General features: G+C 52.9%; 14 protein-coding genes, 14 tRNA genes and 1 rRNA gene. 26 read left to right on the forward strand and 3 right to left on the reverse strand.

Annotated elements, in window-relative coordinates; translation table 11 throughout:
- The first annotated feature begins 108 nt into the window (after positions 1–108).
- The 10 genes from H7F31_RS06310 to H7F31_RS06355 all read left to right on the forward strand — a co-directional run bounded on the left by H7F31_RS06310 (position 109) and on the right by H7F31_RS06355 (position 4,156).
- A tRNA-Ile gene (locus tag H7F31_RS06310) sits at positions 109–185 on the forward strand.
- A 30-nt stretch (positions 186–215) separates the two neighbouring features.
- Positions 216–291 (forward strand) — tRNA-Ala (locus H7F31_RS06315).
- 158 nt (positions 292–449) lie between these two features.
- A 23S ribosomal RNA gene (locus H7F31_RS06320) occupies positions 450–3,382 on the forward strand.
- A gap of 143 nt (positions 3,383–3,525) precedes the next feature.
- Positions 3,526–3,601 (forward strand) — tRNA-Asn (locus H7F31_RS06325).
- Between the two features lie 3 nt (positions 3,602–3,604).
- Positions 3,605–3,680, forward strand: a tRNA-Thr gene (locus H7F31_RS06330).
- A gap of 41 nt (positions 3,681–3,721) precedes the next feature.
- Positions 3,722–3,796, forward strand: a tRNA-Glu gene (locus H7F31_RS06335).
- Between the two features lie 5 nt (positions 3,797–3,801).
- Positions 3,802–3,877 (forward strand) — tRNA-Val (locus tag H7F31_RS06340).
- 12 nt (positions 3,878–3,889) lie between these two features.
- Positions 3,890–3,964: transfer RNA gene (locus H7F31_RS06345), tRNA-Gln, on the forward strand.
- A gap of 9 nt (positions 3,965–3,973) precedes the next feature.
- Positions 3,974–4,049 (forward strand) — tRNA-Lys (locus H7F31_RS06350).
- A gap of 24 nt (positions 4,050–4,073) precedes the next feature.
- Positions 4,074–4,156 (forward strand) — tRNA-Leu (locus H7F31_RS06355).
- Between the two features lie 544 nt (positions 4,157–4,700).
- On the opposite strand, the gene H7F31_RS06360 is transcribed toward H7F31_RS06355, so the two are convergent.
- A complete protein-coding gene (locus H7F31_RS06360; RefSeq protein ID WP_187103441.1) occupies positions 4,701–5,045 on the reverse strand; it encodes a hypothetical protein in 345 nt (114 codons plus the stop codon).
- 240 nt (positions 5,046–5,285) lie between these two features.
- Here H7F31_RS06360 and H7F31_RS06365 point away from each other — a divergent pair, with 240 nt between their 5' ends.
- Complete coding sequence (locus H7F31_RS06365) at positions 5,286–6,623, forward strand: hemolysin family protein (RefSeq protein WP_187103442.1); 1,338 nt, start codon at positions 5,286–5,288, stop codon at positions 6,621–6,623.
- Between the two features lie 138 nt (positions 6,624–6,761).
- Positions 6,762–6,844: transfer RNA gene (locus tag H7F31_RS06370), tRNA-Leu, on the forward strand.
- A gap of 173 nt (positions 6,845–7,017) precedes the next feature.
- Here H7F31_RS06370 and H7F31_RS06375 read toward each other — a convergent pair.
- Positions 7,018–7,413, reverse strand: coding sequence for a DUF2203 domain-containing protein (locus H7F31_RS06375; RefSeq protein WP_187103443.1), 396 nt, complete (start codon positions 7,411–7,413; stop codon positions 7,018–7,020).
- A gap of 224 nt (positions 7,414–7,637) precedes the next feature.
- Between H7F31_RS06375 and H7F31_RS06380 the strand changes: the two genes are divergently transcribed.
- The 6 genes from H7F31_RS06380 (at position 7,638) to H7F31_RS06405 (ending at position 9,971) form a co-directional block, all read left to right on the forward strand.
- Positions 7,638–8,501 carry an ABC transporter ATP-binding protein gene (locus H7F31_RS06380; protein ID WP_187103444.1) on the forward strand — a complete coding sequence of 288 codons (864 nt, stop codon included), beginning with the start codon at positions 7,638–7,640 and terminating at the stop codon, positions 8,499–8,501.
- Positions 8,502–8,762: 261 nt separating this feature from the next.
- Positions 8,763–8,837: transfer RNA gene (locus H7F31_RS06385), tRNA-Gly, on the forward strand.
- Between the two features lie 7 nt (positions 8,838–8,844).
- Positions 8,845–8,921: transfer RNA gene (locus tag H7F31_RS06390), tRNA-Arg, on the forward strand.
- 25 nt (positions 8,922–8,946) lie between these two features.
- Positions 8,947–9,023: transfer RNA gene (locus H7F31_RS06395), tRNA-Pro, on the forward strand.
- 12 nt (positions 9,024–9,035) lie between these two features.
- Positions 9,036–9,109, forward strand: a tRNA-Gly gene (locus tag H7F31_RS06400).
- 73 nt (positions 9,110–9,182) lie between these two features.
- Entirely contained in the window at positions 9,183–9,971 is a 789-nt protein-coding gene (locus H7F31_RS06405; RefSeq protein WP_187103445.1) for an HAD family hydrolase, read from the forward strand.
- A gap of 61 nt (positions 9,972–10,032) precedes the next feature.
- On the opposite strand, the gene H7F31_RS06410 is transcribed toward H7F31_RS06405, so the two are convergent.
- The gene (locus H7F31_RS06410; RefSeq protein ID WP_187103446.1) at positions 10,033–11,013 is read right to left on the reverse strand and encodes a hypothetical protein; all 981 of its coding nucleotides are present in this window, start codon (positions 11,011–11,013) and stop codon (positions 10,033–10,035) included.
- 370 nt (positions 11,014–11,383) lie between these two features.
- Here H7F31_RS06410 and ppc point away from each other — a divergent pair, with 370 nt between their 5' ends.
- The 8 genes from ppc (at position 11,384) to glmS (ending at position 24,153) form a co-directional block, all read left to right on the forward strand.
- The gene (gene ppc / locus H7F31_RS06415; RefSeq protein ID WP_187103447.1) at positions 11,384–14,188 is read left to right on the forward strand and encodes a phosphoenolpyruvate carboxylase; all 2,805 of its coding nucleotides are present in this window, start codon (positions 11,384–11,386) and stop codon (positions 14,186–14,188) included.
- Between the two features lie 523 nt (positions 14,189–14,711).
- Positions 14,712–15,956 (forward strand): S1C family serine protease, encoded by a 1,245-nt coding sequence (locus H7F31_RS06420; protein WP_187103448.1) that lies wholly within the window; start codon positions 14,712–14,714, stop codon positions 15,954–15,956.
- A 336-nt stretch (positions 15,957–16,292) separates the two neighbouring features.
- Complete coding sequence (gene sigW / locus H7F31_RS06425) at positions 16,293–16,859, forward strand: RNA polymerase sigma factor SigW (protein WP_087570670.1); 567 nt, start codon at positions 16,293–16,295, stop codon at positions 16,857–16,859.
- A 276-nt stretch (positions 16,860–17,135) separates the two neighbouring features.
- Complete coding sequence (locus H7F31_RS06430) at positions 17,136–17,783, forward strand: zf-HC2 domain-containing protein (protein ID WP_187103449.1); 648 nt, start codon at positions 17,136–17,138, stop codon at positions 17,781–17,783.
- A 134-nt stretch (positions 17,784–17,917) separates the two neighbouring features.
- Positions 17,918–18,757, forward strand: coding sequence for a diadenylate cyclase CdaA (gene cdaA, locus H7F31_RS06435; protein ID WP_087570669.1), 840 nt, complete (start codon positions 17,918–17,920; stop codon positions 18,755–18,757).
- Positions 18,758–18,760: 3 nt separating this feature from the next.
- Positions 18,761–20,194: a CdaR family protein gene (locus H7F31_RS06440; protein ID WP_187103450.1), complete on the forward strand. Its 1,434-nt coding sequence runs from the start codon at positions 18,761–18,763 to the stop codon at positions 20,192–20,194.
- Between the two features lie 121 nt (positions 20,195–20,315).
- Positions 20,316–21,659 carry a phosphoglucosamine mutase gene (glmM, locus tag H7F31_RS06445; protein ID WP_187103451.1) on the forward strand — a complete coding sequence of 448 codons (1,344 nt, stop codon included), beginning with the start codon at positions 20,316–20,318 and terminating at the stop codon, positions 21,657–21,659.
- Positions 21,660–22,320: 661 nt separating this feature from the next.
- On the forward strand, positions 22,321–24,153 hold the full coding sequence (gene glmS / locus H7F31_RS06450) for a glutamine--fructose-6-phosphate transaminase (isomerizing) (protein ID WP_187103452.1): 1,833 nt from the start codon (positions 22,321–22,323) through the stop codon (positions 24,151–24,153).
- The last annotated feature ends 124 nt before the right edge of the window (positions 24,154–24,277 follow it).

The raw sequence follows: 24,277 nt of genomic DNA on the forward strand, positions 1-24,277 counted from the left end.
CTGGATAGGAAGCAAAGCTTCCATAACAGTAACTCTCAGGCAGGAAGTTGCTCGCTCGTTGTCAGTTTTGAAAGACTAATCCTCTTTCACAAGCGTAATCATACCCAAGGGCCTTTAGCTCAGCTGGTTAGAGCGCACCCCTGATAAGGGTGAGGTCGGTGGTTCGAGTCCACTAAGGCCCACCATTATCATCACTGAAGTGTTGATCCCATTACGGGGCCATAGCTCAGCTGGGAGAGCGCCTGCCTTGCAAGCAGGAGGTCAGCGGTTCGATCCCGCTTGGCTCCACCAAGCACATCCCCTTAGGGAGTATGTGCGAATTTGCACCTTGAAAACTGGATAACGAAAGTAAAAGAAGATGAAAATCTTCTGCTGAAACATCCTTTAGCTGGATTAAAAGCGACCGTATTTTCCGGAGTAATTCGGAGAAGCGATCGCAGCAAATACTAGGTTAAGCTAGTAAGAGCGCACGGAGGATGCCTAGGCACCAGGAGCCGAAGAAGGACGTGGCGAACAACGATACCGCCTCGGGGAGCCGTAAGCAGGCTTTGATCCGGGGATTTCCGAATGGGGAAACCCAGCTGGAGTAATGTCCAGTTACTCTCAACTGAATACATAGGTTGGGTAGAGGCATACCGGGGGAACTGAAACATCTAAGTACCCCGAGGAAGAGAAAACAAAAGTGATTCCGTCAGTAGCGGCGAGCGAACGCGGATTAGCCCAAACCAAGGAGCTTGCTCCTTGGGGTTGTAGGACATCTCACATGGAGTTACAAAGGAATGGATTAGGCGAAGAGGTCTGGAAAGGCCCGCCATAGCAGGTAAAAGCCCTGTAACCAAAAGTCCATTCTCTCCGAGGTGTATCCTGAGTACGGCGGGACACGTGAAACCCCGTCGGAATCCGGCAGGACCATCTGCCAAGGCTAAATACTCCCTGGTGACCGATAGTGAAGCAGTACCGTGAGGGAAAGGTGAAAAGCACCGCGGGAGCGGAGTGAAAAAGAACCTGAAACCGTGCGCTTACAAGAAGTCAGAGCCCGATCAATGGGTGATGGCGTGCCTTTTGTAGAATGAACCGGCGAGTTACGATTACGTGCAAGGTTAAGGTGGAAAGCCGGAGCCGCAGCGAAAGCGAGTCTGAATAGGGCGATTTGAGTACGTGGTCGTAGACCCGAAACCGTGTGATCTACCCCTGTCCAGGGTGAAGGTGCGGTAACACGCACTGGAGGCCCGAACCCACGCACGTTGAAAAGTGCGGGGATGAGGTGGGGGTAGCGGAGAAATTCCAATCGAACTCGGAGATAGCTGGTTCTCCCCGAAATAGCTTTAGGGCTAGCCTCGGTTATGAGTGTCGTGGAGGTAGAGCACTGATTGGGTGCGGGGCCCGCCAAGGGTTACCAAGTCTAGTCAAACTCCGAATGCCATTGACATGCTTACCGGGAGTCAGACAGTGAGTGCTAAGATCCATTGTCAAGAGGGAAACAGCCCAGATCATCAGCTAAGGTCCCCAAGTGTGTGTTAAGTGGGAAAGGATGTGGAGTTGCACAGACAACCAGGATGTTGGCTTAGAAGCAGCCACCATTTAAAGAGTGCGTAATAGCTCACTGGTCGAGTGACTCTGCGCCGAAAATGTAACGGGGCTAAACACACCACCGAAGCTATGACATTGCAGCTTGCTGCATTGGGTAGGGGAGCGTTGAATACGGATTGAAGTTGGACCGTGAGGACTGGTGGACTGTATTCAAGTGAGAATGCCGGTATGAGTAACGAAAAGACAAGTGAGAATCTTGTCCGCCGAAAGCCTAAGGGTTCCTGAGGAAGGCTCGTCCACTCAGGGTAAGTCGGGACCTAACGCGAGGCCGAAAGGCGTAGTGGAAGGACAACAGGTTGAAATTCCTGTACCACCGTAAGCCGTTATGAGCAATGGGGTGACACAGAAGGGCAGTGACGCGGACTGATGGAATAGTCCGTCCAAGCAGTGAGGCTGACTTGTAGGCAAATCCGCAAGTCGTTAGGCTGGGCTGTGATGGGGAGCGAAAATTGCAGTAGCGAAGGTCATGTACTCCGGCTGTCAAGAAAAGCCTCTAGCCAGGTGATGGTGCCCGTACCGCAAACCGACACAGGTAGGCGAGCAGAGCATGCTAAGGCGCGCGGAAGAACTCTCGTTAAGGAACTCGGCAAAATGACCCCGTAACTTCGGGAGAAGGGGTGCCTCGGTAGGGTGAATAGCCCGAGGGGGCCGCAGTGAAAAGGCCCAATCGACTGTTTAGCAAAAACACAGGTCTGTGCGAAGCCGTAAGGCGAAGTATACGGGCTGACGCCTGCCCGGTGCTGGAAGGTTAAGGGGAGCGGTTAGGGGCAACCCGAAGCTGTGAACCGAAGCCCCAGTAAACGGCGGCCGTAACTATAACGGTCCTAAGGTAGCGAAATTCCTTGTCAGGTAAATTCTGACCCGCACGAATGGCGTAACGAATTGGGCGCTGTCTCAACGAGAGATCCGGTGAAATTTTAATACCTGTGAAGATGCAGGTTACCCGCGACAAGACGGAAAGACCCCATGGAGCTTTACTGCAGCTTGATATTGGACTTTGGTACGATCTGTACAGGATAGGTGGGAGCCTTTGAAGCCGGAGCGCCAGCTTCGGTGGAGGCGCCGTTGGGATACCACCCTGATCGTATCGGAGTTCTAACCTGGTACCGTGAATCCGGTACGGGGACCGTGTCAGGCGGGCAGTTTGACTGGGGCGGTCGCCTCCTAAAATGTAACGGAGGCGCCCAAAGGTTCCCTCAGAATGGTTGGAAATCATTCGAAGAGTGCAAAGGCATAAGGGAGCTTGACTGCGAGACCTACAAGTCGAGCAGGGACGAAAGTCGGGCTTAGTGATCCGGTGGTACCGAATGGAAGGGCCATCGCTCAACGGATAAAAGCTACCCTGGGGATAACAGGCTTATCTCCCCCAAGAGTCCACATCGACGGGGAGGTTTGGCACCTCGATGTCGGCTCATCGCATCCTGGGGCTGAAGTAGGTCCCAAGGGTTGGGCTGTTCGCCCATTAAAGCGGTACGCGAGCTGGGTTCAGAACGTCGTGAGACAGTTCGGTCCCTATCTGTCGCGGGCGTAGGAAATTTGAGAGGAGCTGTCCTTAGTACGAGAGGACCGGGATGGACGTACCGCTGGTGTACCAGTTGTTCCGCCAGGAGCACCGCTGGGTAGCCAAGTACGGACGGGATAAGCGCTGAAAGCATCTAAGCGTGAAGCCCCCCTCAAGATGAGATTTCCCAGTATGTAAGACCCCTTGAAGACGACGAGGTTGATAGGTTCGGGGTGGAAGCACAGCAATGTGTGGAGCTGACGAATACTAATCGGTCGAGGGCTTATCCTAATCGCTTACTTGGTCATACAACCGGTAAGCAAGCTAAAGATTCAGCACACTTTCGTATCCAGTTTTCAATGTGCAAACATTGAAGCCGCAATTGTCTCTTAGCCGCTTATGCTCAAGGACACATTTCAACACATGTTTAATGTTCCCTGATAGCTCAGTTGGTAGAGCACTCGACTGTTAATCGAGTTGTCACAGGTTCGAGTCCTGTTCGGGGAGCCATACGCTCTCATAGCTCAGTAGGTAGAGTGCATCCATGGTAAGGATGAGGTCACCGGTTCGATCCCGGTTGAGAGCTCCATTACTTTCTTGGTAAGCAGACAAGCAGTGCAATTTACGCATGGCCCGTTGGTCAAGGGGTTAAGACACCTCCCTTTCACGGAGGTAACAGGGGTTCGAATCCCCTACGGGTCACCATTTACGGAGGATTAGCTCAGCTGGGAGAGCATCTGCCTTACAAGCAGAGGGTCGGCGGTTCGATCCCGTCATCCTCCACCATACCGCCCACGCTGGGGATTAGCCAAGCGGTAAGGCAACGGACTTTGACTCCGTCACTCCAAGGTTCGAATCCTTGATCCCCAGCCATTTTATTAAGAGCCATTAGCTCAGTTGGTAGAGCACCTGACTTTTAATCAGGGTGTCGAAGGTTCGAGTCCTTCATGGCTCACCAGTTTTTTACCCAAGCTTTATCCTTGCGCGTATGGCGGAATTGGCAGACGCACTAGACTTAGGATCTAGCGGGCGACCGTGGGGGTTCAAGTCCCTCTACGCGCACCATACCATGAAAAAACCCTTCTGAGACGAAGGGTTTTTTGCGTACCACAATAGAATGTATAAGTTTTCGAGAACTCGAAGAAAAAATTCTATTTGCAAAAAATTCTACCTTTAAACGCGATCGCTCACCGAGGGGCCGTTCGTACATCGCATCGGAAAATAGAGGGAAAAGCTCCCTCTAATCCGGAAAAATCGGAATATCGGCTCCGCTTAGAGGGAAAACCTCCCATTAATCGGGGTGATTAAACCCGAAAATAACGATTCGGCCAGAATTAGAGGTGGGATTTCCCTCTAAAGAGCAAGCAAGGGAGGAGACGGGGTTATTAGAGGGTGTTTTTTCCTCTTAGCCGAGAGCAAGGTGAACGAACAGACAGGAGTGACGTCGTTTCTTTCTGGCGCTAGCACAAAAGGGACCGTCAGGATGATCTGCTCTGACGGTTTTTCTCATCTGCAAGAACAAACAAATTATCAAACGATAATCCTGACAAAAAGGAAAGCTTAATTCTAGCCGATCCGGCAGTTAAGCTTTCCTTTTGCTGCATAACGACTAGAAGCAAGTGAAGGACTGAATAGATCTCAGATCGAAGCCGGTGTACATCCAGAAAAATCCTGTCCAGCGGAATCCTGCAATCGAGTTTGGTCCAACAAAGACGGGGAAAAACCAGAATTGATTGCCGTTATGCATCCAAATATACGTATTGCGGAACACGCAGCGACGAATGGCGCCAGGATCTACGGCAAGCAGCGACGCAGAAGGCTGCTGCGGCACGAATGACGGCGGAGGAGAGGATGGTGCGGCATGGGGACCTCCAGGTGTTGGCCCTGGTCCTGGACCAGGGCCAGGACCAAATGGAGGTCCGGGCGGCGGACCAAAGGGAGGGAAAAACGACATATGCGTTCACTCCTGTTTCTTTAGTTTTCGAATCGGGTACTTAATTGGGCAAGGGCTCTAGCTTATGTAATGTATTCAAGTCGAGTTTAGGATGTTAATCATTTACAGGCTATAATTTGAATGATAGCAATTATGTATTTTGTAAATAATATGAAACATGGGCACGACTTGTACGTAGTATTCGGCTAGAGCCATTTCAAAAACAAACGGAGGTGAATCCCTCGTACTTGAGGGAACTAATTGGACTTATCCATCTTGATTAATTTGCTGTTGGTAGCGCTGCTTATCGTAATGACTGCTTTCTTCGTCGGATCGGAATTCGCGGTAGTGAAGGTCAGAATGTCCCGGATTGATCAATTGATTGCGGAAGGCAACAAGAAAGCAATGGCGGCCAAACGGCTAGTAACGGATCTGGATTATTATTTGTCGGCGTGTCAGCTGGGTATTACGGTCACTGCACTCGGACTTGGTGCGCTCGGCGAGCCGACAATCGAAAAAATTCTGCATCCGATCTTCCACGATTGGGGCGTATCCGACGCTTGGGCCACCCCGATTTCCTACACGCTTGCATTGTCGCTGATGACATTTTTGCACGTCGTATTCGGAGAGCTGGCTCCTAAAACAATGGCGATCCAATTCGCGGAGCGTATGACGCTTCTTCTGGCAGGCCCGCTTGTTTTGTTCGGCAAGATTTTGTTCCCCCTCATCTGGCTCCTTAACGGCTCGGCTCGAGTATTCTTGAGAATGTTTGGCGTTCAGCCGGCGGGTCACGAACAAGCCCATTCGGAGGAAGAACTTAAGATTATTATGGCTCAAAGCTTCAAAAGCGGCGAGATCAACCAGACGGAACTTTCTTATATGCAAAATATTTTTGCATTCGACGAACGCGTAGCGAAGGACGTTATGGTCCCGCGTATGCAGGCTATGTCGGTTGACGCGCGTATGACGCGTGAAGAAGTGCTTGCAATTATTGATGAGAACAACTACACACGCTACCCTGTGACTCAGGAAGGCGATAAGGATAAAGTAATCGGATTCCTCAATGCCAAGGAATTGGTAACCGATATCGCGCTGGGACGTTCTACTCCAATCCAGTCGATGATTCATGAGATCGGAACTGTGCACGAGACTGCCCCACTGCAGGATGTCCTCCTTAAGATGCAGAAGAAAGGCGTGCATATCGCTCTCGTTATCGATGAGTACGGCGGCACGGCCGGCATCATTACGATGGAAGATATTCTCGAAGAGATTGTGGGCGAGATTCGGGACGAGTTCGATAACGACGAGCAGCCCGACATTGTTAGAAAGTCAGAGAACGAGTATGTGCTGAACGGCTTGGTGCTGCTTGAGGACATCGAGACTCAATTCGGCGTCAAATTCGAAGAGGATTTCGGCGTTGATACGATTGGAGGCTGGCTGCAGGTCCAGCAGTTCTCACTCGAAGAAGAACCTGTTCCGATTACACACGGTCGACATGTCTTTACCGTCCTGGAGATGGACAACCACCAGATTCTGAAGGTGTCTATGTCCCTGTATGCAGCGGAGGAACCGGAAGATAACGAAGAAGACGAAGATTAAAAAATCTCAGCGAGGACGAGGGCGTAGTTGCTGCCCTCGTCCTTTTTACGACATAGGAGAATTAAAGCGATGAAGCGCAATCAGGACTTGTCAACAGCATAGGGAACATGATATGCTCAATATCTAAGCATCACCTTTGCGCGTATGGCGGAATTGGCAGACGCACTAGACTTAGGATCTAGCGGGCGACCGTGGGGGTTCAAGTCCCTCTACGCGCACCATAACATGAAAAGGCCCTTCGGAGACGAAGGGCTTTTTGCTGCTTATTATTCATACTAGAATTAGCTGCGATCCTTGTTGGCTTCATCTAGGTACGGACCTGCTTCCCCTTGTCGATACTCACAGTACCGGATGATGGAGAGGATATAACCCAGATCGGCCTCCTACGCCAGCTCTAGGCATCGGGATGAAGCTTGCGGCCGGCAAATCCGTCATGCCAGCCATGATACTGTGTGATGCGCTCCTCGCCTTCCCGCCAGCATAACAGGATCTCTTCGCCGTCCATGACGCCGGGGAAGTCGATAAGGCCGGGATTGATCATTTTGATCAATACGCCTCGTCTTGCAAAGTTTTGCATATACAGCTGCAATTCGAATTGCATGAAGTCCATCTGTCCTTCCATCTCGAACAAAAGCTCTCCCGACAGCTCGGTATGTCCCGCCTTTACCTTCCGGTAGTGGATATAGTGCTCCTCCAGCTTGTGCGACAGCTCTTGCAACTGCTCCAGGTTCTGCTTCACTTCGGGGAGCAACGCATTGGCTTCCGCCAATGTGTATCGTTTGGTTATCATGGATATCCTCTCCTTACCAATCAGTATACGAAATGTTACCCGATCGTACAAATCGGAAACATCGTTCATTTGGCAACTATGCATTCAAGCTGAAAGTTGTCATTGACTTTGCACCTGAGAACAATTATCATTAATATGTCGTTGATAATAGTTTTCAGTTTATTGCTTAAATATATAGATGTTACGGTCGCGCCAGGAGCGCGGCGGGAGGAGCGTGCAGCACCATGTTTCGTCTTTCAACTTCGGATCTGGCTATTTCTTATGACGAACGTCTCATTGTACAGAACTTGAACATTTCCATTCCGCAAGGAAAGGTGACGGCTCTAGTTGGAGCCAATGGCTCCGGCAAGTCGACCATTCTAAAGACGATGGCGCGGATTATGAATCCGTCGCATGGCAATGTGCTTCTGGACGGCAAGTCGATTCATAAGCAATCCACGAAGGATGTGGCGAAGCAGCTTGCGATTTTGCCGCAGAATCCGACGGCGCCCGACGGCTTGACCGTTGCGGAGCTTGTCTCTTATGGTCGTTTCCCTTATCAGAAGGGCTTCGGCTCCATGAGCAAAGAAGACCGCAGCGTCGTGCAGTGGGCGATTGAAGCGACGGGCATGCTTGAATTTACGGATCGCCCCGTCGATCAACTCTCCGGTGGTCAGAGACAACGCGCATGGATTGCGATGGCGCTTGCTCAGGAGACGGATATACTGTTCCTGGACGAACCGACTACATTTCTCGATATGGCGCATCAGTTGGAGGTTCTTCACCTGCTTCAGAAGCTGAATGAGCACAATAATCGCACGATCGTAATGGTCGTCCATGACTTGAATCATGCGGCTCGTTACGCGCATCATATGATTGCGATTAAAAGCGGCGTTGTACGCGGCGAGGGCTCGCCGATCGAGGTCATAACGCCAGACATCATGCGCGATGTATTTAACATTGAAGCAGATATCGTTCCGGACCCTAGAACAGGGGTGCCGCTGTGTCTGCCGTTTGCGTTGGCCGGCATGCCTACCGTCGACAAGGTGATGGGCAGCAGCTTGGCCGACAAGGAAGGGAAACCGTCTTTGACGGCAGCAGGGGCTTAGTCGAAGTGACCGAATATAGGGCAGAGAGATCCCCATTCTTATGCAGAATGGGGATTTATTATGGGGAAGGCAGCTTAGTGGAACCACTTGCTGCAGGTGCTTGACAAGCACGTGAACCCACCTATGCCCATGTGAGAAATAGGCTCTTTAAAAAAAGTTTGAGATTTCATGAAAAATAAGTTGCAATTTATTTGGCTGAGTGATATATTATTACTTGTCGCCACGACGAATTGATGGCTAATTGCTTGAAAACATTACCGTGCGGAAGTGGCTCAGCGGTAGAGCATCGCCTTGCCAAGGCGAGGGTCGCGGGTTCGATTCCCGTCTTCCGCTCCATAATCTTGCGGCCTTAGCTCAGCTGGATAGAGCGTTTGACTACGAATCAAAAGGTCAGGAGTTCGAATCTCTTAGGCCGCGCCATTTTTTTCAATGTTTCATACTTAAACGGGACGTAGCTCAGCTTGGTAGAGCACCTGGTTTGGGACCAGGGGGTCGCATGTTCAAATCGTGTCGTCCCGACCATCTTTTTATAATGCGGGTGTAGTTCAATGGTAGAACTTTAGCCTTCCAAGCTAATAGCGTGGGTTCGATTCCCATCACCCGCTCCAGTATCTTAACCGACAGCCTTCTGCGATGCAGAAGGTTTTTTTGTATACACAAACTTACGAAGGAGAGTTGGATATGGAGCTCCGGGCCATCGCGCTGGATCTGGACGGAACGCTGCTAAACAGCGCCAAGGAAGTGTCGGCACGCAATCGGGCGGCCGTATTACGAGTGTTGGAGAAAGGCTTGCGGGTCATCATCGCGACGGCCAGGCCGCCGCGTTCTGTAGCAGAGCTGCTGCCGAGCGAGCTGTTGGAGCGTGCTTCAATCGTATGTTATAACGGCGCCATCGTGCGCGACAGGGCCGCGGGGATTGACGAGCATTATCCTATGACCAGCGAAGTGACGGCGGAGGTTATTCGTTATTGCGGAGAATATCTGCCCACGGCTCATCTCAGCGTAGAAGTCAACGACAAGTGGTATGCGAATCGCGATTTAGCGGACGGCGCGTTCTACCATCCGCGATTTCGCCCTGAGCTTGCAACGTACGAGGTTCTGGCGAGCCAGGCTGCGACCAAAATATTGTTGACGGAGTATCGTGATGCCGAGGTGTTGCGAGAGAGGTTCGCTCCGTTAACCCAGTTCGTGGTGACCGATGGAGGTGCGCTGATCCAAATGATGAATCCTGCCGTCTCTAAAACATCGGGTATCCTTCGGTTATGCGGACACTTTGGAATTCAAGAATCGAAGATTGCCGTATTCGGAGATGATCACAACGATTTCGATATGTTTCGAATGGCGGGTTATTCGGTGGCGATGGGCAACGCCGTGCAAGAGCTCAAGGACATCGCCAACGAGACGACGGCAAGCAACGACGACGATGGCGTCGCTGTGGCTCTGGAGAGGCTGCTGGTCCTCCAGCAGTAGCGAGCGGCATAATGGAGTCGCGGATGTGGACCCGGCATCATGCCGCTCTATTCTGTAAGTATTAGGGGAGTTGGAATCGCCGGCCATCGCTAAACACCACAAATCCTTCTTCTTCAAAGCTAATTCTCCCGGCCTCGGAACTCGGCTTAATCTCTAACTCTGTCCATTCTCCAGAACTCCAGTGCTTCAGATCCACGGAGGCCATCCAAAGCCGTGCGGTATTGGTGGGCAAATGATGAGTCCAGATGGCCATCGCTCCTAGTGTTTTAGAGAGCTGGATATCTCGAAATTGTTCTTCGTATACAGGCTGCTCCCATAATAGATGTAACGCGCCATCCTTGGTCAATGCGGCAATGCGAATGTTGACTTCCAACCCATCGCGGTCTTCAAAGGAAATGTTCGAGTGCAATAATACGATTCTTGTTTGGTCATCCTCCAGGTATTGGTACATTCGGCCTGATTCGAGCTGCTCGCCGTTCCTTCCATCGAAGACGGTGAAAGAGGTATCTCCGGCAAATGGGGAAGGGTATTCATTCCATTGCACATAAACATGATTGCCCAGCCAGCCAAAGTAATGACAAGGCTCCACTTGATCATCGCGAGAGAGGGAAGTCTCTTGTCCCGATTGCAAGTCTAACAGCGTTAGCTCGCAGGGAGTTTGGGTAGAAGTTCCCTTATGCTCCACACGATTATAGAGTATGCGGCCGCCGTCCTCCGAGAGTGCGGCGCTGAACTTATCCGAATCGAGGCGGCCAATCTCCGTCAAGACTCCTTCTTTGTTTTTCGCAAACAGCTTGTTCTCCCTTGCGTAGATCTTGCCAATATCGGATTCGCCGATCAGCAAGCTAGCCGAAAGTTCGATCTCGGCCGTTCGAGAAGGCTCGGAAGATACGCTTTCCACGACTGTGTCGGTATGGAGCGCGGATTCGGGTGTCGGCGTATTCAACGTCGTTGCCTCGCTCCCGTTAGCCGTACAACCTGCCAACAAGAATGCCATAAACAGAACATATCCAGCTTTCTTAAACCTGGAATTTGCCTTCATACTCGTCCTCCGTTCCGCGTTCCCTCTATGAAGAAGCTAGCCAATTGTATAACGTTCTACATAAGGTAATTGTTTCTAGTCCATGGAACAAAAACCAAATTTAGCAGCGGGAAAAGCTCAGGATAGCGTAATATAGCCGCGCTAAAGCGGAAAAGCAGAAAAAAATCCGCTCCCAGAGCGGGATAGCGGCTCCTTGTCATGATTGGATTGTGGTTCAGGGCTTCAATGGAAGGGTATTTTGTAGTATGATGGTAGGAGTGATTACGCCATATTAACTGAGAGTAACCTTACGATAGAATTAGGCATGTGCGCGTAGCAGGGCTGATGCTTTCGGAGTGGGTTTGCTGCACAGACTTGTAGGAGGAACGGTATGTCGGAACAATCTGTATCAACGACGTCGGCTAGTCGAACAAGCACGAACAATTTGCTCAGACGGGACGTGCGCTTCCTGGGCAATATTCTTGGCGAGGTGCTAGTGCATCAAGGCGGCCGCGAACTGCTGGACATCGTCGAACAAATTCGGGAACAGAGCAAGGCGCTTCGCGCGGAATTCGTGCCGGAGCTGTTCGAACAATTCAAAACGAAGGTTTCTTCGTTAAGTCCGGAGATTCGCCACCAAGTTATCCGGGCCTTCGCGATTTACTTCCAGTTGGTTAACATCGCGGAGCAAAACCACCGGATTAGACGGAAGCGGGATTATGAAGTGTCCGCTGGCGAAGCGGTTCAGCGCGGCTCCATCGAGAGCGCTATCCAGGATTTAAAGGAACGCAACATTGAGGTTGGCGACGTACAGGACATTCTGAGCGGCATTTCCCTGGAGCTTGTCATGACGGCTCACCCTACGGAAGCGACTCGCAGAGTGGTGCTGGACATCCACAAGCGTATTGCCGAAGACGTGATGCAGCTCGACAATCCGACGCTGACGTACCGCGAGCGCGAGAAGCTCAAGGAGAAGCTGCTTAACGAAGTGCTTATCCTTTGGCAGACCGACGAGCTCCGCGACCGCAAGCCTACCGTTATTGACGAGGTGCGTAACGGACTGTATTACTTCGACGAAACCTTGTTCGAGGTGCTGCCAAGCGTATACGAGGAGCTTGAGCGCTGCCTGACCAAGTACTACCCGGAGGAGCATTGGCATGTGCCGGCTTATCTCCGATTCGGATCCTGGATCGGCGGCGACCGCGACGGCAATCCGTCCGTCAAAGCCAAGGTGACCTGGGAGACGCTTCAGCTGCATCGCCAGCTGGCGATCAGCAAGTACGAAGAGAAGATTCATAGTCTGATGGATCTGCTCAGCTTTAGCACGAATCTGGTCGAGGTGTCGGAGGAGCTCAAGGATTCCATCCGCAGCGACCGCGAACATGTAGAGCTCAAGTGCGTCGATCTGTGGCGCAACGCGAAGGAGCCTTACCGCATCAAGTTAGGCTTCATGTTGGAAAAGCTCGCGAATACCCGGGACGAAGCGCTTAAGGGCTCGCCTATGCGTTACAACCATCCGGAAGAACTGCGAGAAGATCTGCTTGTCATTGACCGCAGCTTGCGCAACCACTATGCGGATTACGTTGCGGATACCGATCTGGCTACGCTTTTGCGCCAAGTGGAGCTGTTCGGCTTCCACCTGATGGCGCTGGACGTTCGTCAGCACAGCAAGGAACATGAGAACGCGATGTCCGAGATTTTGTCCAAGATGCATATCGTATCGGACTACGCATCGCTCTCCGAGGAGGAGAAGACGGAGCTGCTGCATAAGCTGCTTAACGATCCTCGTCCGCTGACTTCCGGTCATCTGGATTATTCGGAGTCGACGCAAGAATGCTTGGATGTCTACCATACCATCTACCGCGCTCAACAGGAGTTCGGCGAAGGCTGCATCTCCAGTTATTTGATCAGTATGACAGAGGCTGCCAGCGATATTCTTGAGGTTGCGGTGTTCGCGAAGGAAGTCGGTCTGTTCCGTCAGGAAGCCGACGGTACGGTTCGCTGCACGCTGCAGTCCGTCCCGCTCTTCGAGACGATCGACGATCTCAATGCCGCCCCTGCTATCATGAAGGAACTGTTCGAGCTTCCGATATACCGCAAGGCGATCGAAGCAAGAGACAACGTGCATGAGATCATGCTGGGCTACTCCGACAGCAACAAGGACGGCGGAGTCGTGACGGCGAACTGGGAATTGCGCGTGGCGCTTAAGGAAATTACAGCCGCGGGCAAAGCTTATGGCGTCAAGCTGAAGTTCTTCCACGGCCGCGGAGGCGCGCTTGGCCGCGGAGGCATGCCGCTGAACCGCAGCATTTTGGCTCAGCCGCCGCATACGATCGGCGGGGGCATCAAGATCACGGAGCAAGGCGAGGTGCTGTCTTCCCGCTACTTCATGAAGGGCATCGCTTACCGCAGCCTGGAGCAAGCGACATGGGCGCTTGTTACGGCGGCGCGTCTGGCGAAGTATCCGCAACAGGAAGCAGAGGCGGAAGCCGAGTGGGATTCCATTGCTCGCTCCATTTCCGATACGGCGCTTAACAAGTATCAGGATCTGATCTTCCGCGATCCGGACTTCCTGACCTTCTTCAAGGAGTCTACGCCGCTTCCTGAGGTTGGCGAGCTGAACATCGGCTCCCGTCCGTCCAAGCGGAAGAACAGCGACCGCTTCGAAGATCTGCGCGCGATCCCTTGGGTTTTTGCATGGACGCAGAGCCGTTACTTGCTGCCTGCATGGTATGCGGCCGGTACGGCGCTCCAAACGTACGCGGGCGGCGACGAGTCGAAGCTCGCCACACTGAGAACGATGTACGAGCAGTTCCCGTTCTTCCGTTCGCTGATCGACAATCTGCAGATGGCGCTGGCCAAAGCGGATCTGCTTATCGCGAAGGAATATTCGCTCATGATCAAGGATCAAACCGTTCGCGATCGGATCTTCTCGCAGATCGAATCGGAATACAATCTGACTTCGACGCTGATTTTGCAGATTACGGGACAAGACGAGATTTTGGACAACGTACCGGTCATCCAGGAATCCATTCGTCTGCGCAATCCGTACGTGGATCCGCTCAGCTACATGCAAGTGCAATTGCTGTCGGAGCTTCGCGATCTGCGAGCTAACGATGAGGATGATCCCGAGCTGCTCCGCGAGGTGCTGCTAACCATTAACGGCATTGCAGCCGGCCTTCGGAATACGGGCTAATACCCGATTCGTGCTTGCTAGGCAAGATTTATCTTATAGACACCAGACCAGCCGGCCGCGACTTCTGTCGCGGCTGGTTTTTTTGTTGTACGAGAAATGTTGCGACTCCCAGAGTTGTAAAAAAGATTGAAATCTAACGGACATCGGAAAAATCTAACAGACACCATCGACGCTATTTGTCCGTTTCTTGATCTCTCCCCAATCTAAAGGACAGGAACGACGTGACTTTGTCGTTATGGAGCCGCTTGGCGCTCTGATGATGCCAATAAGGCCGTCTGTGTCCGAATTTATGTCCGATAGGCATTGTGTGACGGGACGTTTTAGGTTTTTGAATCACCATCAGGTGATTTTGTTCACGATTAGAAAGTACAAGTTCTCTCTTGTTTTCGCGAAGCAAGAGCAGGAAATCATTTTAGGTAGCATTTAGGCTGGGTTAAGATTGGTTTAAGGAACATCCCTCATGATAGAGCTATCGGATAAGACGTTAGCAGCTCAGTCAATCTGACATGGGAGGGATACACATATGAGAGAATGGGATACTTACAAAAGCGGACAAGCACAGGGCGAGACGGGCAATAGCCCGGAATCGAAAGTCGATGTCAATGTTGAACATAGCACCAATAAGGATAACGATACAGCGTCAAGCAGGTATGAAAGCAGCTATGAGTCGAGGCAGGCAAGGTCAGAAGGAACAGAGTCAAGCGAGCACAAAACGACGGTTCAAGCGACAGTGACTCACGCGGCACCGCAATTCGAAGCTTATTATAATGAAATTCGAAGCGCGAAGAGCTCGAAAAGCTCGAAGAAAAAAATGAAGATGAATCCGGCCTTGCCGATGATGGCGGCCTTTCTGGCTGGCGCGATTATGGTTGGCGGTCTGTCCTACGCGGCCGATCGTGCCAATCTGTTTACGGGAGGCGTAACGGCGGGCCAATCGGCGGCCGGGCAAGCGGCGGGAGGTTATGCCGGGCAAGATGCGGGTTTATCCACGGCCTCTCTGAACCCGAATGAAAATATTGCATCCGTATACGAGCAAGCGAGCCCTGCGGTAGTGAAGATCGAGAACTACACAGAGGTGCAGCAGCAATCGCGCAGGTTGAACGATTCTTTGTTCCAGGAGTTCTTCGGCGGCATGGGCGGCAGAGGAGGAAGCGGACAGGGACAGGAGGGATCGCGCGGTCAAAGCGGGACTCAGGATGGCAACACCGGCACTGGCGAGCTCCAGCTGTCTGGCTCCGGGACAGGCTTTTTCTTCGACAAAGAAGGCTACATTCTCACGAACGAGCATGTTATTGCCGGCGCTTCCGAGGTGAAGGTGACGGTAGAAGGCTACGACGAGCCGCTAACGGCTCAGGTGCTGGGCGCAAGCTATGAGCTCGATCTGGCGGTGCTGAAGGTGGTGAACCCCGGAGGCGGCTCCTTCCCCGCTCTGACGCTGGGCAACTCCGACGAGACAGCCATTGGCGACTGGGTGCTAGCGATTGGCAACCCGTACGGCTTCGATCATACGCTGACGACAGGCGTGTTAAGCGCCAAGGAACGTCCCATAACGATCCAGGGTGAGCAAGGCGAGCATGTCTACGAGCATCTGCTGCAGACGGACGCTTCGATCAATCCCGGCAACTCCGGCGGTCCGTTGCTCAATGAACGGGGCGAGGTCATCGGTATCAACACGGCGGTAAACGCCGAGGCGCAGGGGATCGGATTTGCTATCCCAACGTCGACTATTCTAGAGGTTCTGGAAAAATTGAAAACAAACTCCTTGTAAGAGGTAGTTCCATCCAAAAGTGTCCGCTTTAATCACGAAGCATGTCAGCGAGGCGAGCCGTACCCCGGGGTGCGGCTTGCTTTCTGCTTTCTGCCGGGTGCTGGCTGGAGCGTTAATAAAAACTTCCTTGTCTTCTTCCTAGGTCCGCCTCGTTAATTTTTGGGCTCGAGAACAGCATAATTGGCGACATCGCTTGCTTTTTTGGAGCAGGTGGATTACCATTTTTGAAGGAGCGCGTGTTGGCGGGTTATTGACGCGGCGTATGAAGTCTGGACGTCGTCGGCTTGAAGGTCGGCGAAACCCCGGGCGGACCGGAAGTTTGGAGGAATAGACAAGGTGAATGTGCTGGAGAACCAGCTTGCGAGGTTGGCGCTGAAGGGCGACCAGCAAGCTTTCGAAGAGCTTGTGGAGCTGTATCAGGATAAGCTTTTCCATATGGCGTACCGAATGCTTAGCAATCGTCAAGAGGCCGAGGATGTCGTCCAGGAGACGTTCCTTCGCGTGTATAAGAATCTGGATCGGTTCGACGAAACGCTTAAATTCTCGACATGGATCTACCGAATTGCGACAAATTTATGCATCGACAGGCTGCGCAAGCGCAAGCCGACTTATTCCCTGGACGCGGAGTCCAGCGAGTACGAGGGACTTGACGGGTATTCCATGATCCCGAGCGACAATCGCACGCCGGAGTCCGAGGTTGTTCTGTCGGATACGCAGCGAATTATCCATCAGGCTATGGAGACGCTGCCGCCCAAGTACAAGTCCGTCATGATGCTGAGATACATACAGGACTTATCCCTGCAGGAAGTTGGCGACATTCTGGGCATGCCCGTTACGACGATCAAAACTCGTGTCCACCGCGGACGTGAGTTTCTTCGCAAGAAGCTGGAACATCGACTGTGAGCTTTTATTAAAATTACGAGTTCAATAAATTCGGTTTTCAGCACCGAGAAGATTGAATGAAGGTAGAAACTGAGTAGCGGAGCGTAGTGGAAGCTACGTGAGCAACGGAAGTTTCGCCTGAATTCAATATTCGATGTCGAGTAGGCTCCGTGGCATACTTCGTGATCAAAAGCGGATTTTTTGAACAACATTAAAAATATTTTTGAAACATCCCTCGGGATGATACGTATCCTATACCGAGATTATGAACACAGCAAGAAGAAAGGACTGGCTGCTATGGAATGCAAAGTCGCCATCGTCAAAATTCACGAATATCTGGACGGCGAGCTTCCGCGCGAAGAGAAGGGCGCCCTGCACGAGCATATACTTGCTTGTCCGGATTGCCACACTCGCTTCGAACAGCTGGAGAAGACCGATGCTGCGGCATTCCTGGCTCTAGAAGGAAGCCACGCTTCCGTCTCGGGTTATGATGCGCAAGCTTCGCAGGCTCTCAAGAACCGCATCATGTCTTCGTTGCCGAAGGGCAAGACCAAGAAGAGGAACCGCTTCGTCCGCATGATCTATCGTTATCCTGGACTGACCGCTGCCGCGGTGTTCCTGTTGGTTATGTTCACCAGCATGTTCGCGACCTGGCAACAGGACTCCAAGTTGATTGTCGCAGGCGAGGATCTGCAGCATGTTGTCATCAATGGCAATACCGTCATCGTACCGGAGGGCGTCTCGTTAATCGGCAATTTGACCGTGGAGAACGGCCAGCTCGAGGTGCAAGGCACCGTCAGCGGCGATGTTACGGTGATCGACGGCTCCATGGTTCTGGCATCGACGGGCCATATTGCCGGTCAAAGCCGCACGATCGACCAAGCGTTGGATTGGTTCTGGTACAGGGTCATATCGACATTTAATGGCGCTGCAACAACTCATTAACTACGGCTTCCCTCCCGGAGGGAAGCTTTTTTTTCAAATTTAGAGGAATTCCCATGCCAAAAGTAGAAAAACATACAGTTGAAATGCGATAATAGAGATATACGCAATTTCAGGCAGCAGTCGGGGGTGAACGCTTGAACTACTTTACGGATTCTACATGGCAGGATTGGCTCAAGGATATAATCGATGTAGGCATCGTGAGCTTTATTATCTATAAATTGATTCTGCTGGTTCGGGGAACGCGCGCCGTGCAGTTGCTCAAGGGCATCTTTATGCTTATCGCGACTTGGGCGATTAGTACCTGGCTCAATCTCTATACGCTTAAGTGGCTCATGAATCAGATGTTCACGCTCGGGATCGTGACCATAATTATATTGTTCCAGCCGGAGCTTCGGCGCGCGTTGGAGCAGCTTGGGAGGGGCAATCTGTTCTCGCGTTCCAACAGTCCAGAGAAGACCGCGCTCAGCGAGCAGATCGACGAAATTATCCGTGCCGTGCAGCATATGGCGAAGCGCAAGATCGGCGCGCTGATCGTCTTCGAACGGCAGACGGGTCTCAGCGAGATGATCGAATCCGGCATTGCGATGGAGTCAAAGATTACTTCGGAGCTGCTTATTAATATTTTCACGCCGAATACGCCGCTCCATGACGGGGCCGTTATCCTTCGCGGCAATCAGCTGATGGCTGCGGCCTGTTACTTGCCGCTCTCGGAAAATCCCTTCATCAGCAAGGAGCTGGGTACGCGTCATCGCGCCGCCATCGGCGTGTCCGAAGTGAGCGATGCGCTCGCGGTTGTCGTGTCCGAAGAGACGGGACAGGTTACGCTGTCGCTAAACGGCATGATCGTTAGGGACATTAACGAAGAATCGCTCATCTCGAAGCTCTTTGAGGAGCTGACTCCCAAGGCGAGCGGCCGGGGCAAGGACAGCGGCGGAGCCGCCAAGTCCCCGTTCTGGAAGCGGAAGGGGGTATAGAGGATGGATAAGTGGCTAAATCATCCGACGGCACTAAAGATCGTATCCGTCGTGCTGGGGCTCATTCTGTTTGCAATGGTACATATCGATCCCCAGACATCGCCGCAGACGACGGCTTCCAGCGTCGATACGAAAGTGATCGAAGCGGCGACCATTGTGCCTGCGGGGCTGGATCAATCGAAGTATGTCATGACCGCTATGGAGCCGACCGTCACGAAGCTCGTCGTGGAGGGCAGCATCAGCAAACTGATGGCGGCATCCACCGACGATTATGTCGTGAGCGTCGACCTGACCAATGCGAAGCCGGGACCGCAGGAGCTGCCATTGGCAGTCAAGCTTCCGCGGGGCATCAAGGAGGTCCAGCTCTCTCCGCGTACTGTCGTCGTGCAGATCGAGGAGATCGTCACCAAGTCGTTCGACGTGCAGATCATTACGGAGGGAGAGCCGGCAGAAGGTTACGTGATGGGTACGCCTTCGATATTAACAGAGAATGGAAGCGCGGTCGAAGTGACATTGCCGAAGGATGACATGGAGCGGGTCGGCGTCGTTGCCGTCACGCTGAACGTGCAGGATGAGGATAAAACCGTCTCCAACAAGAAGGCCAAGGTGGTCGTATACGACTCCGAGGGAGTCGAGATTACGGGAGCGTTCGTCACGCCAAGCACGATACATGCGGAAGTGCCGATTACGCTGCCATTTAAGCAGGTGCCGCTGCAAATTCGTTACAGCGGCACGCTGGACGACAACCTCAGTCTGGTGTCCGTGAGACCGACAATAGAAAATATTACGGTCTACGCCCAGCAGGACAAGCTGGATACGATCCAGGTTTATGACGGCGCGGTGCTGGATCTCAGCAAGGTAAAGGAATCCGGCAAGATGAAGGTGAAGGCAACGCCGATCGACGGCATTCAAGCCGTGTCTCCTGGCGAAATCGAGCTTGACGTAGTCGTGGAGAGGACGGCGACGCGCACGCTCGACAATTTGAGGATATCGGTAGTCGGCGCGCCAGCCGGAATGAAGGCTGTAATGCGTACGCCGGAGAGCGGACGGATGAGTCTGCAGCTATCCGGTGCGGAAGCCGTGCTGGCGGACGTAAAGGAAACGGATGTCGTCATCACCGCCAACGTAGAAGGACTCGCTCCGGGCGTTCATACCGTACCGCTGGAGTTGGAGCTGCCTCCGTATATTGAGGCTGTATTAAACGATGGACAACCCTTGACGGCGTCCATCGAGATCGTGGACGAGTCGGCGCCGTCCGGCGGCGGCGAGACCGAACCGCCGGAGGATATCGAAGTTGGCGGTACGCCGACCGAGACGCCGGATCCCGGAGAAGAGAATACCAATAATAGCGGCGGCAGCGGCAATGAAACGGCTGAAGAAGGCGGAACAAGTGGCGGGGATGGCAGGAATACCGGCACGCGCTCATTGACCACATAAATAACCAAGCATGCGGATGTCATAGAGGAGCGATTCTCGACGTTTTTGTCACCGTCTAGGCGCTTGCTGCGTATTCGTATCAGGAATGCACCATTATTGTACTTAAAGGAGAACAGGAAATATGGGGAAATATTTCGGAACCGACGGCGTTCGCGGCGTCGCCAATAGAGAATTAACGCCAGAGCTGGCATACAAGATTGGCCGCTGCGGCGGTTATGTGTTAACGAGAACGGCAACGGGGCAGCCGAAGGTTGTCATTGGCCTCGATACGCGAATCTCCGGACCAATGCTGGAGTCCGCATTGATCGCGGGCTTGCTGTCGATCGGAGCGAACGTCGTCCGGCTTGGCGTCGTGTCGACGCCGGCGGTTGCTTATTTGACAAAGGAACTGGAGGCCGACGCAGGGGTCATGATCTCCGCATCGCATAATCCGGTTGAAGATAACGGCATCAAGTTTTTTGCGGGAGACGGCTTCAAGCTGTCCGACGAGACGGAGCTGGAAATCGAAGCGCTGATCGACGCGGAGCAAGACGAACTTCCTCGCCCCGTGGGCGTAGAAATCGGTACGTTGACGACGGACGAAGGCGCGAAGAAGCGTTACCTGGACTATTTGAAAACGACGATCGAAGGGGGCTTTGGCGGCCTTAAGATCGTGCTTGACTGCGCGAACGGATCGGCATACGAGCTTGCCCCTGCCGTATTCCGCGAGCTTGGAGCGGATATTACGACGGTCGGTGCGGAGCCGGATGGCCGCAATATTAACGCAGGCGTCGGCTCGACTCATCCCGAATACTTACGCGAGAAAGTGCTGGAGCTTGGCGCCGATCTCGGCTTGAGCTTCGACGGCGACGCCGACCGGCTGATCGCGATTGACGACAAAGGCGAAGAAGTAGACGGCGACTTCATCCTGTGCATTATCGGCGATCGCCTTAAGCGCGAGGGCAAGCTGGCCCATGACACGGTCGTGACGACGGTGATGGCGAACATCGGCTTCTTTAAGGGAGCCGAGAGCATCGGCCTTAAGACGGCGCAGACGGCTGTAGGCGACCGCTACGTTATGGAAGAGATGCGCCGCGGCGGCTATAACTTGGGCGGAGAGCAATCCGGCCATGTCATCTTCCTCGACCATATTACGACAGGCGACGGCATTCTGACCGCGCTGCAGCTGGTGGATACGCTGGCGGCATCGGGCAAGAAGCTGAGCGAACTGAAGGGTCTGATGCGAAAGTACCCGCAGAAGCTCGTAAACGTTCGCGTCGCGGACAAGAGCTTGTACAACGGCAACGAAGCTATTTTGGCTGCCGTAAAACAAGTCGAGGATGAGCTCGGCGACAATGGCCGTGTACTCGTCCGTCCATCGGGCACGGAATCGTTGATCCGCGTGATGGCGGAAGGCCCGGACAAGGAGCAAGTAGAGGCTTACGTCGACCAGATTGCCAACGTGGTAAAGAGCGCGCTAGGCTAAACATATCGAAAGTTGTCGATGGATGCGGTTGACACAGCGGCAGCGAATTTCCGTTACGGATATTCATTGCCGGCTGCGCCGTTCGTTTCTCGTCATTTTCAGAAAATGGTTGCGCGGGCAGGATAAAATGAATATGATAAGACGTAGGCTTCCATTCAAGAAGGAAAGAGAGGGCAGAGGTTACTCCAGATTGATAAGCGCCAGAGCTTGCGTGATGAAGGCTGATGTACTTGCTGACTTAGATTGAGAGCGTGGACGAAGCTTCATACGGAAAGCTGACGAGGTGAAGGTGTTCGAAATTTCGGCGGGGACCTTCCGGTATATAGCGGCCAACCGAAAGCCGATACGCAAAACGATTGGGCGACCAATCCGACAAACGTACGGCGGGCTGCAGCAGAATGAAAAATTCGCTCCCGAGTGTCCAGGGGTGCCTCCTGTGAGGAAGGCGCGGGCAATGGGGTTGGTTTTGTCGCACTTATTTTTTCGTAATCATAGAGATCGTGATAAGGTGCATGGCCGGATTCGAAATTCGGGATGGCGACCTTCTCTTGGAATATGCTTACTTTGAGGAAATCATAAGACAACTTCATAATTTGCCTGTGCCGCCTTGGTTGGCATCCGTCTGGACGGGGAAATATACCGTTAACGGAGGTCTATTCATATGTGTGGAATTGTAGGATATATTGGTAATCGCGGGTCGCAGGAAATCTTGCTCGAGGGTCTAAAGAAGCTGGAGTACCGGGGTTACGACTCGGCAGGCATCGCCGTGTTTACGGACAAAGGGCTGGAGATCAAGAAGTCGAAGGGCCGTCTCGCCATGCTGGAGGATAAGCTGAAGGGAGAGCCGCTGGAAGGCTCCGTCGGCATCGGGCATACGCGTTGGGCAACGCATGGCAAGCCGTCTGACGTAAACTCCCATCCGCATACGGACAATTCTTTGAAATTTTCGGTCGTACACAACGGCATTGTCGAGAATTATCTGGATCTGAAGGATGAGCTCATCGCCAAAGGGCATGTGTTCGTATCGGAGACGGACACGGAGGTCATCTCCCATCTGGTGGCTGACGAATACGACGGCAACATTGTCGAGGCTGTACAACGCGCGGTAAAACGGATGCGCGGCGCGTTCGCGCTTGGCGTATTGACGGAATACGAACCGGAGCGGCTTGTAGCCGTACGCTTCGCCAGTCCGCTCGTTATCGGCATCGGCGAAGGCGAGAACTTCATCGGTTCGGACATTCCCGCCATTTTGGAGCATACGCGCAATGTGTATATTCTGAACGACGGCGAAATGGCTGTTCTGACACGTAATGGTGTCGAACTGATGACGACGGATGGCGATACTATTTCCAAGGAAATATTCCATGTCGATTGGGATCTGGTAACTGCGGAGAAAGCCGGATTCGATCACTTTATGCTGAAAGAAATCTACGAGCAGCCGAAAGCTTACCGCGACACGATGCTCGGCAGAATCGCGGATGACGGCAAGTCCGTCCATCTAAAAGAATTGTCGATGACGGATGATTATATCCGCTCCATCCGCAAAATTCATATCGTCGCTTGCGGTACGGCGTATCACGCAGGCTTGGTGGGCAAATCGGTCATCGAGACGCTGGCTCGCATTCCGGTCGAGAACGACGTCGCTTCGGAATACCGTTACCGCTCGCCCATTATTACGCCAGATACGCTCGTCATCGTCGTCAGCCAATCCGGCGAGACGGCCGACACACTGGCCGCTCTGCGCGAAGCGCAGAAGAACGGCGCTCGCGTGCTCGCGATCACGAACGTGGTTGGCAGCTCCGTCGCCCGCGAGGCGAACGATGTCATTACGACTTGGGCGGGACCGGAGATCGCGGTCGCATCGACAAAGGCATACACGTCGCAGTTGATCGCATTCTACCTGCTGGGCCTGCATCTGGCTCGCGTGGCGGGTACGCAGGAGCAAGCCGCTGTAGAGGAGATTATCGCAGGTTTGCATGCGCTGCCTGAGCAAGTCGAGAGCATTTTGGAGCAAGCCCCGGTACTCAAGCAAGTCGCCGAGTCCATGGCTCATCACAAGAGCCTGTTCTTTATCGGCCGCGGCGTCGACTACGCTGTCGCTCAGGAAGGTTCGCTCAAGCTGAAGGAGATCTCGTATATCCATTCCGAGGCTTACGCCGCCGGCGAACTGAAGCATGGCACGCTCGCGCTGATCGAAGACGGCGTACCGGTCATCGCTCTGGTGACGCAAGAGTCGCTATACGAGAAGACGCTTAGCAACATAAAGGAAGTGAAGGCGCGCGGCGCCCACGTGCTTGCGGTCGCGAACAGCGGCTTCGAAGACGAGGTCGCGAAGTCTGTCGACGAAGTATTCTCGATACCGAAGACGCTGCCGATTTTGTCGCCAGCTCTGGCTGTAGTGCCGCTGCAGTTGCTGTCTTATTACGCGTCGCTGGCTTTGGGGCATGACGTGGATAAGCCGCGGAATTTGGCGAAGAGTGTTACGGTTGAGTAATGATTAAAAAAATTAAAGTGTTGGTGTTCAAAGAAAATAAAGTATTAGACTCGGAAAATAAAGTTGTAGACTGAGAAAATAAAGTATTAGACTGCGCCGCTTCATTGAGCTAACGGGCAGTTTA

Origin of the sequence: Paenibacillus sp. PAMC21692, from assembly GCF_014303795.1 — a bacterium.
Classification (GTDB): domain Bacteria; phylum Bacillota; class Bacilli; order Paenibacillales; family Paenibacillaceae; genus Pristimantibacillus; species Pristimantibacillus agaridevorans.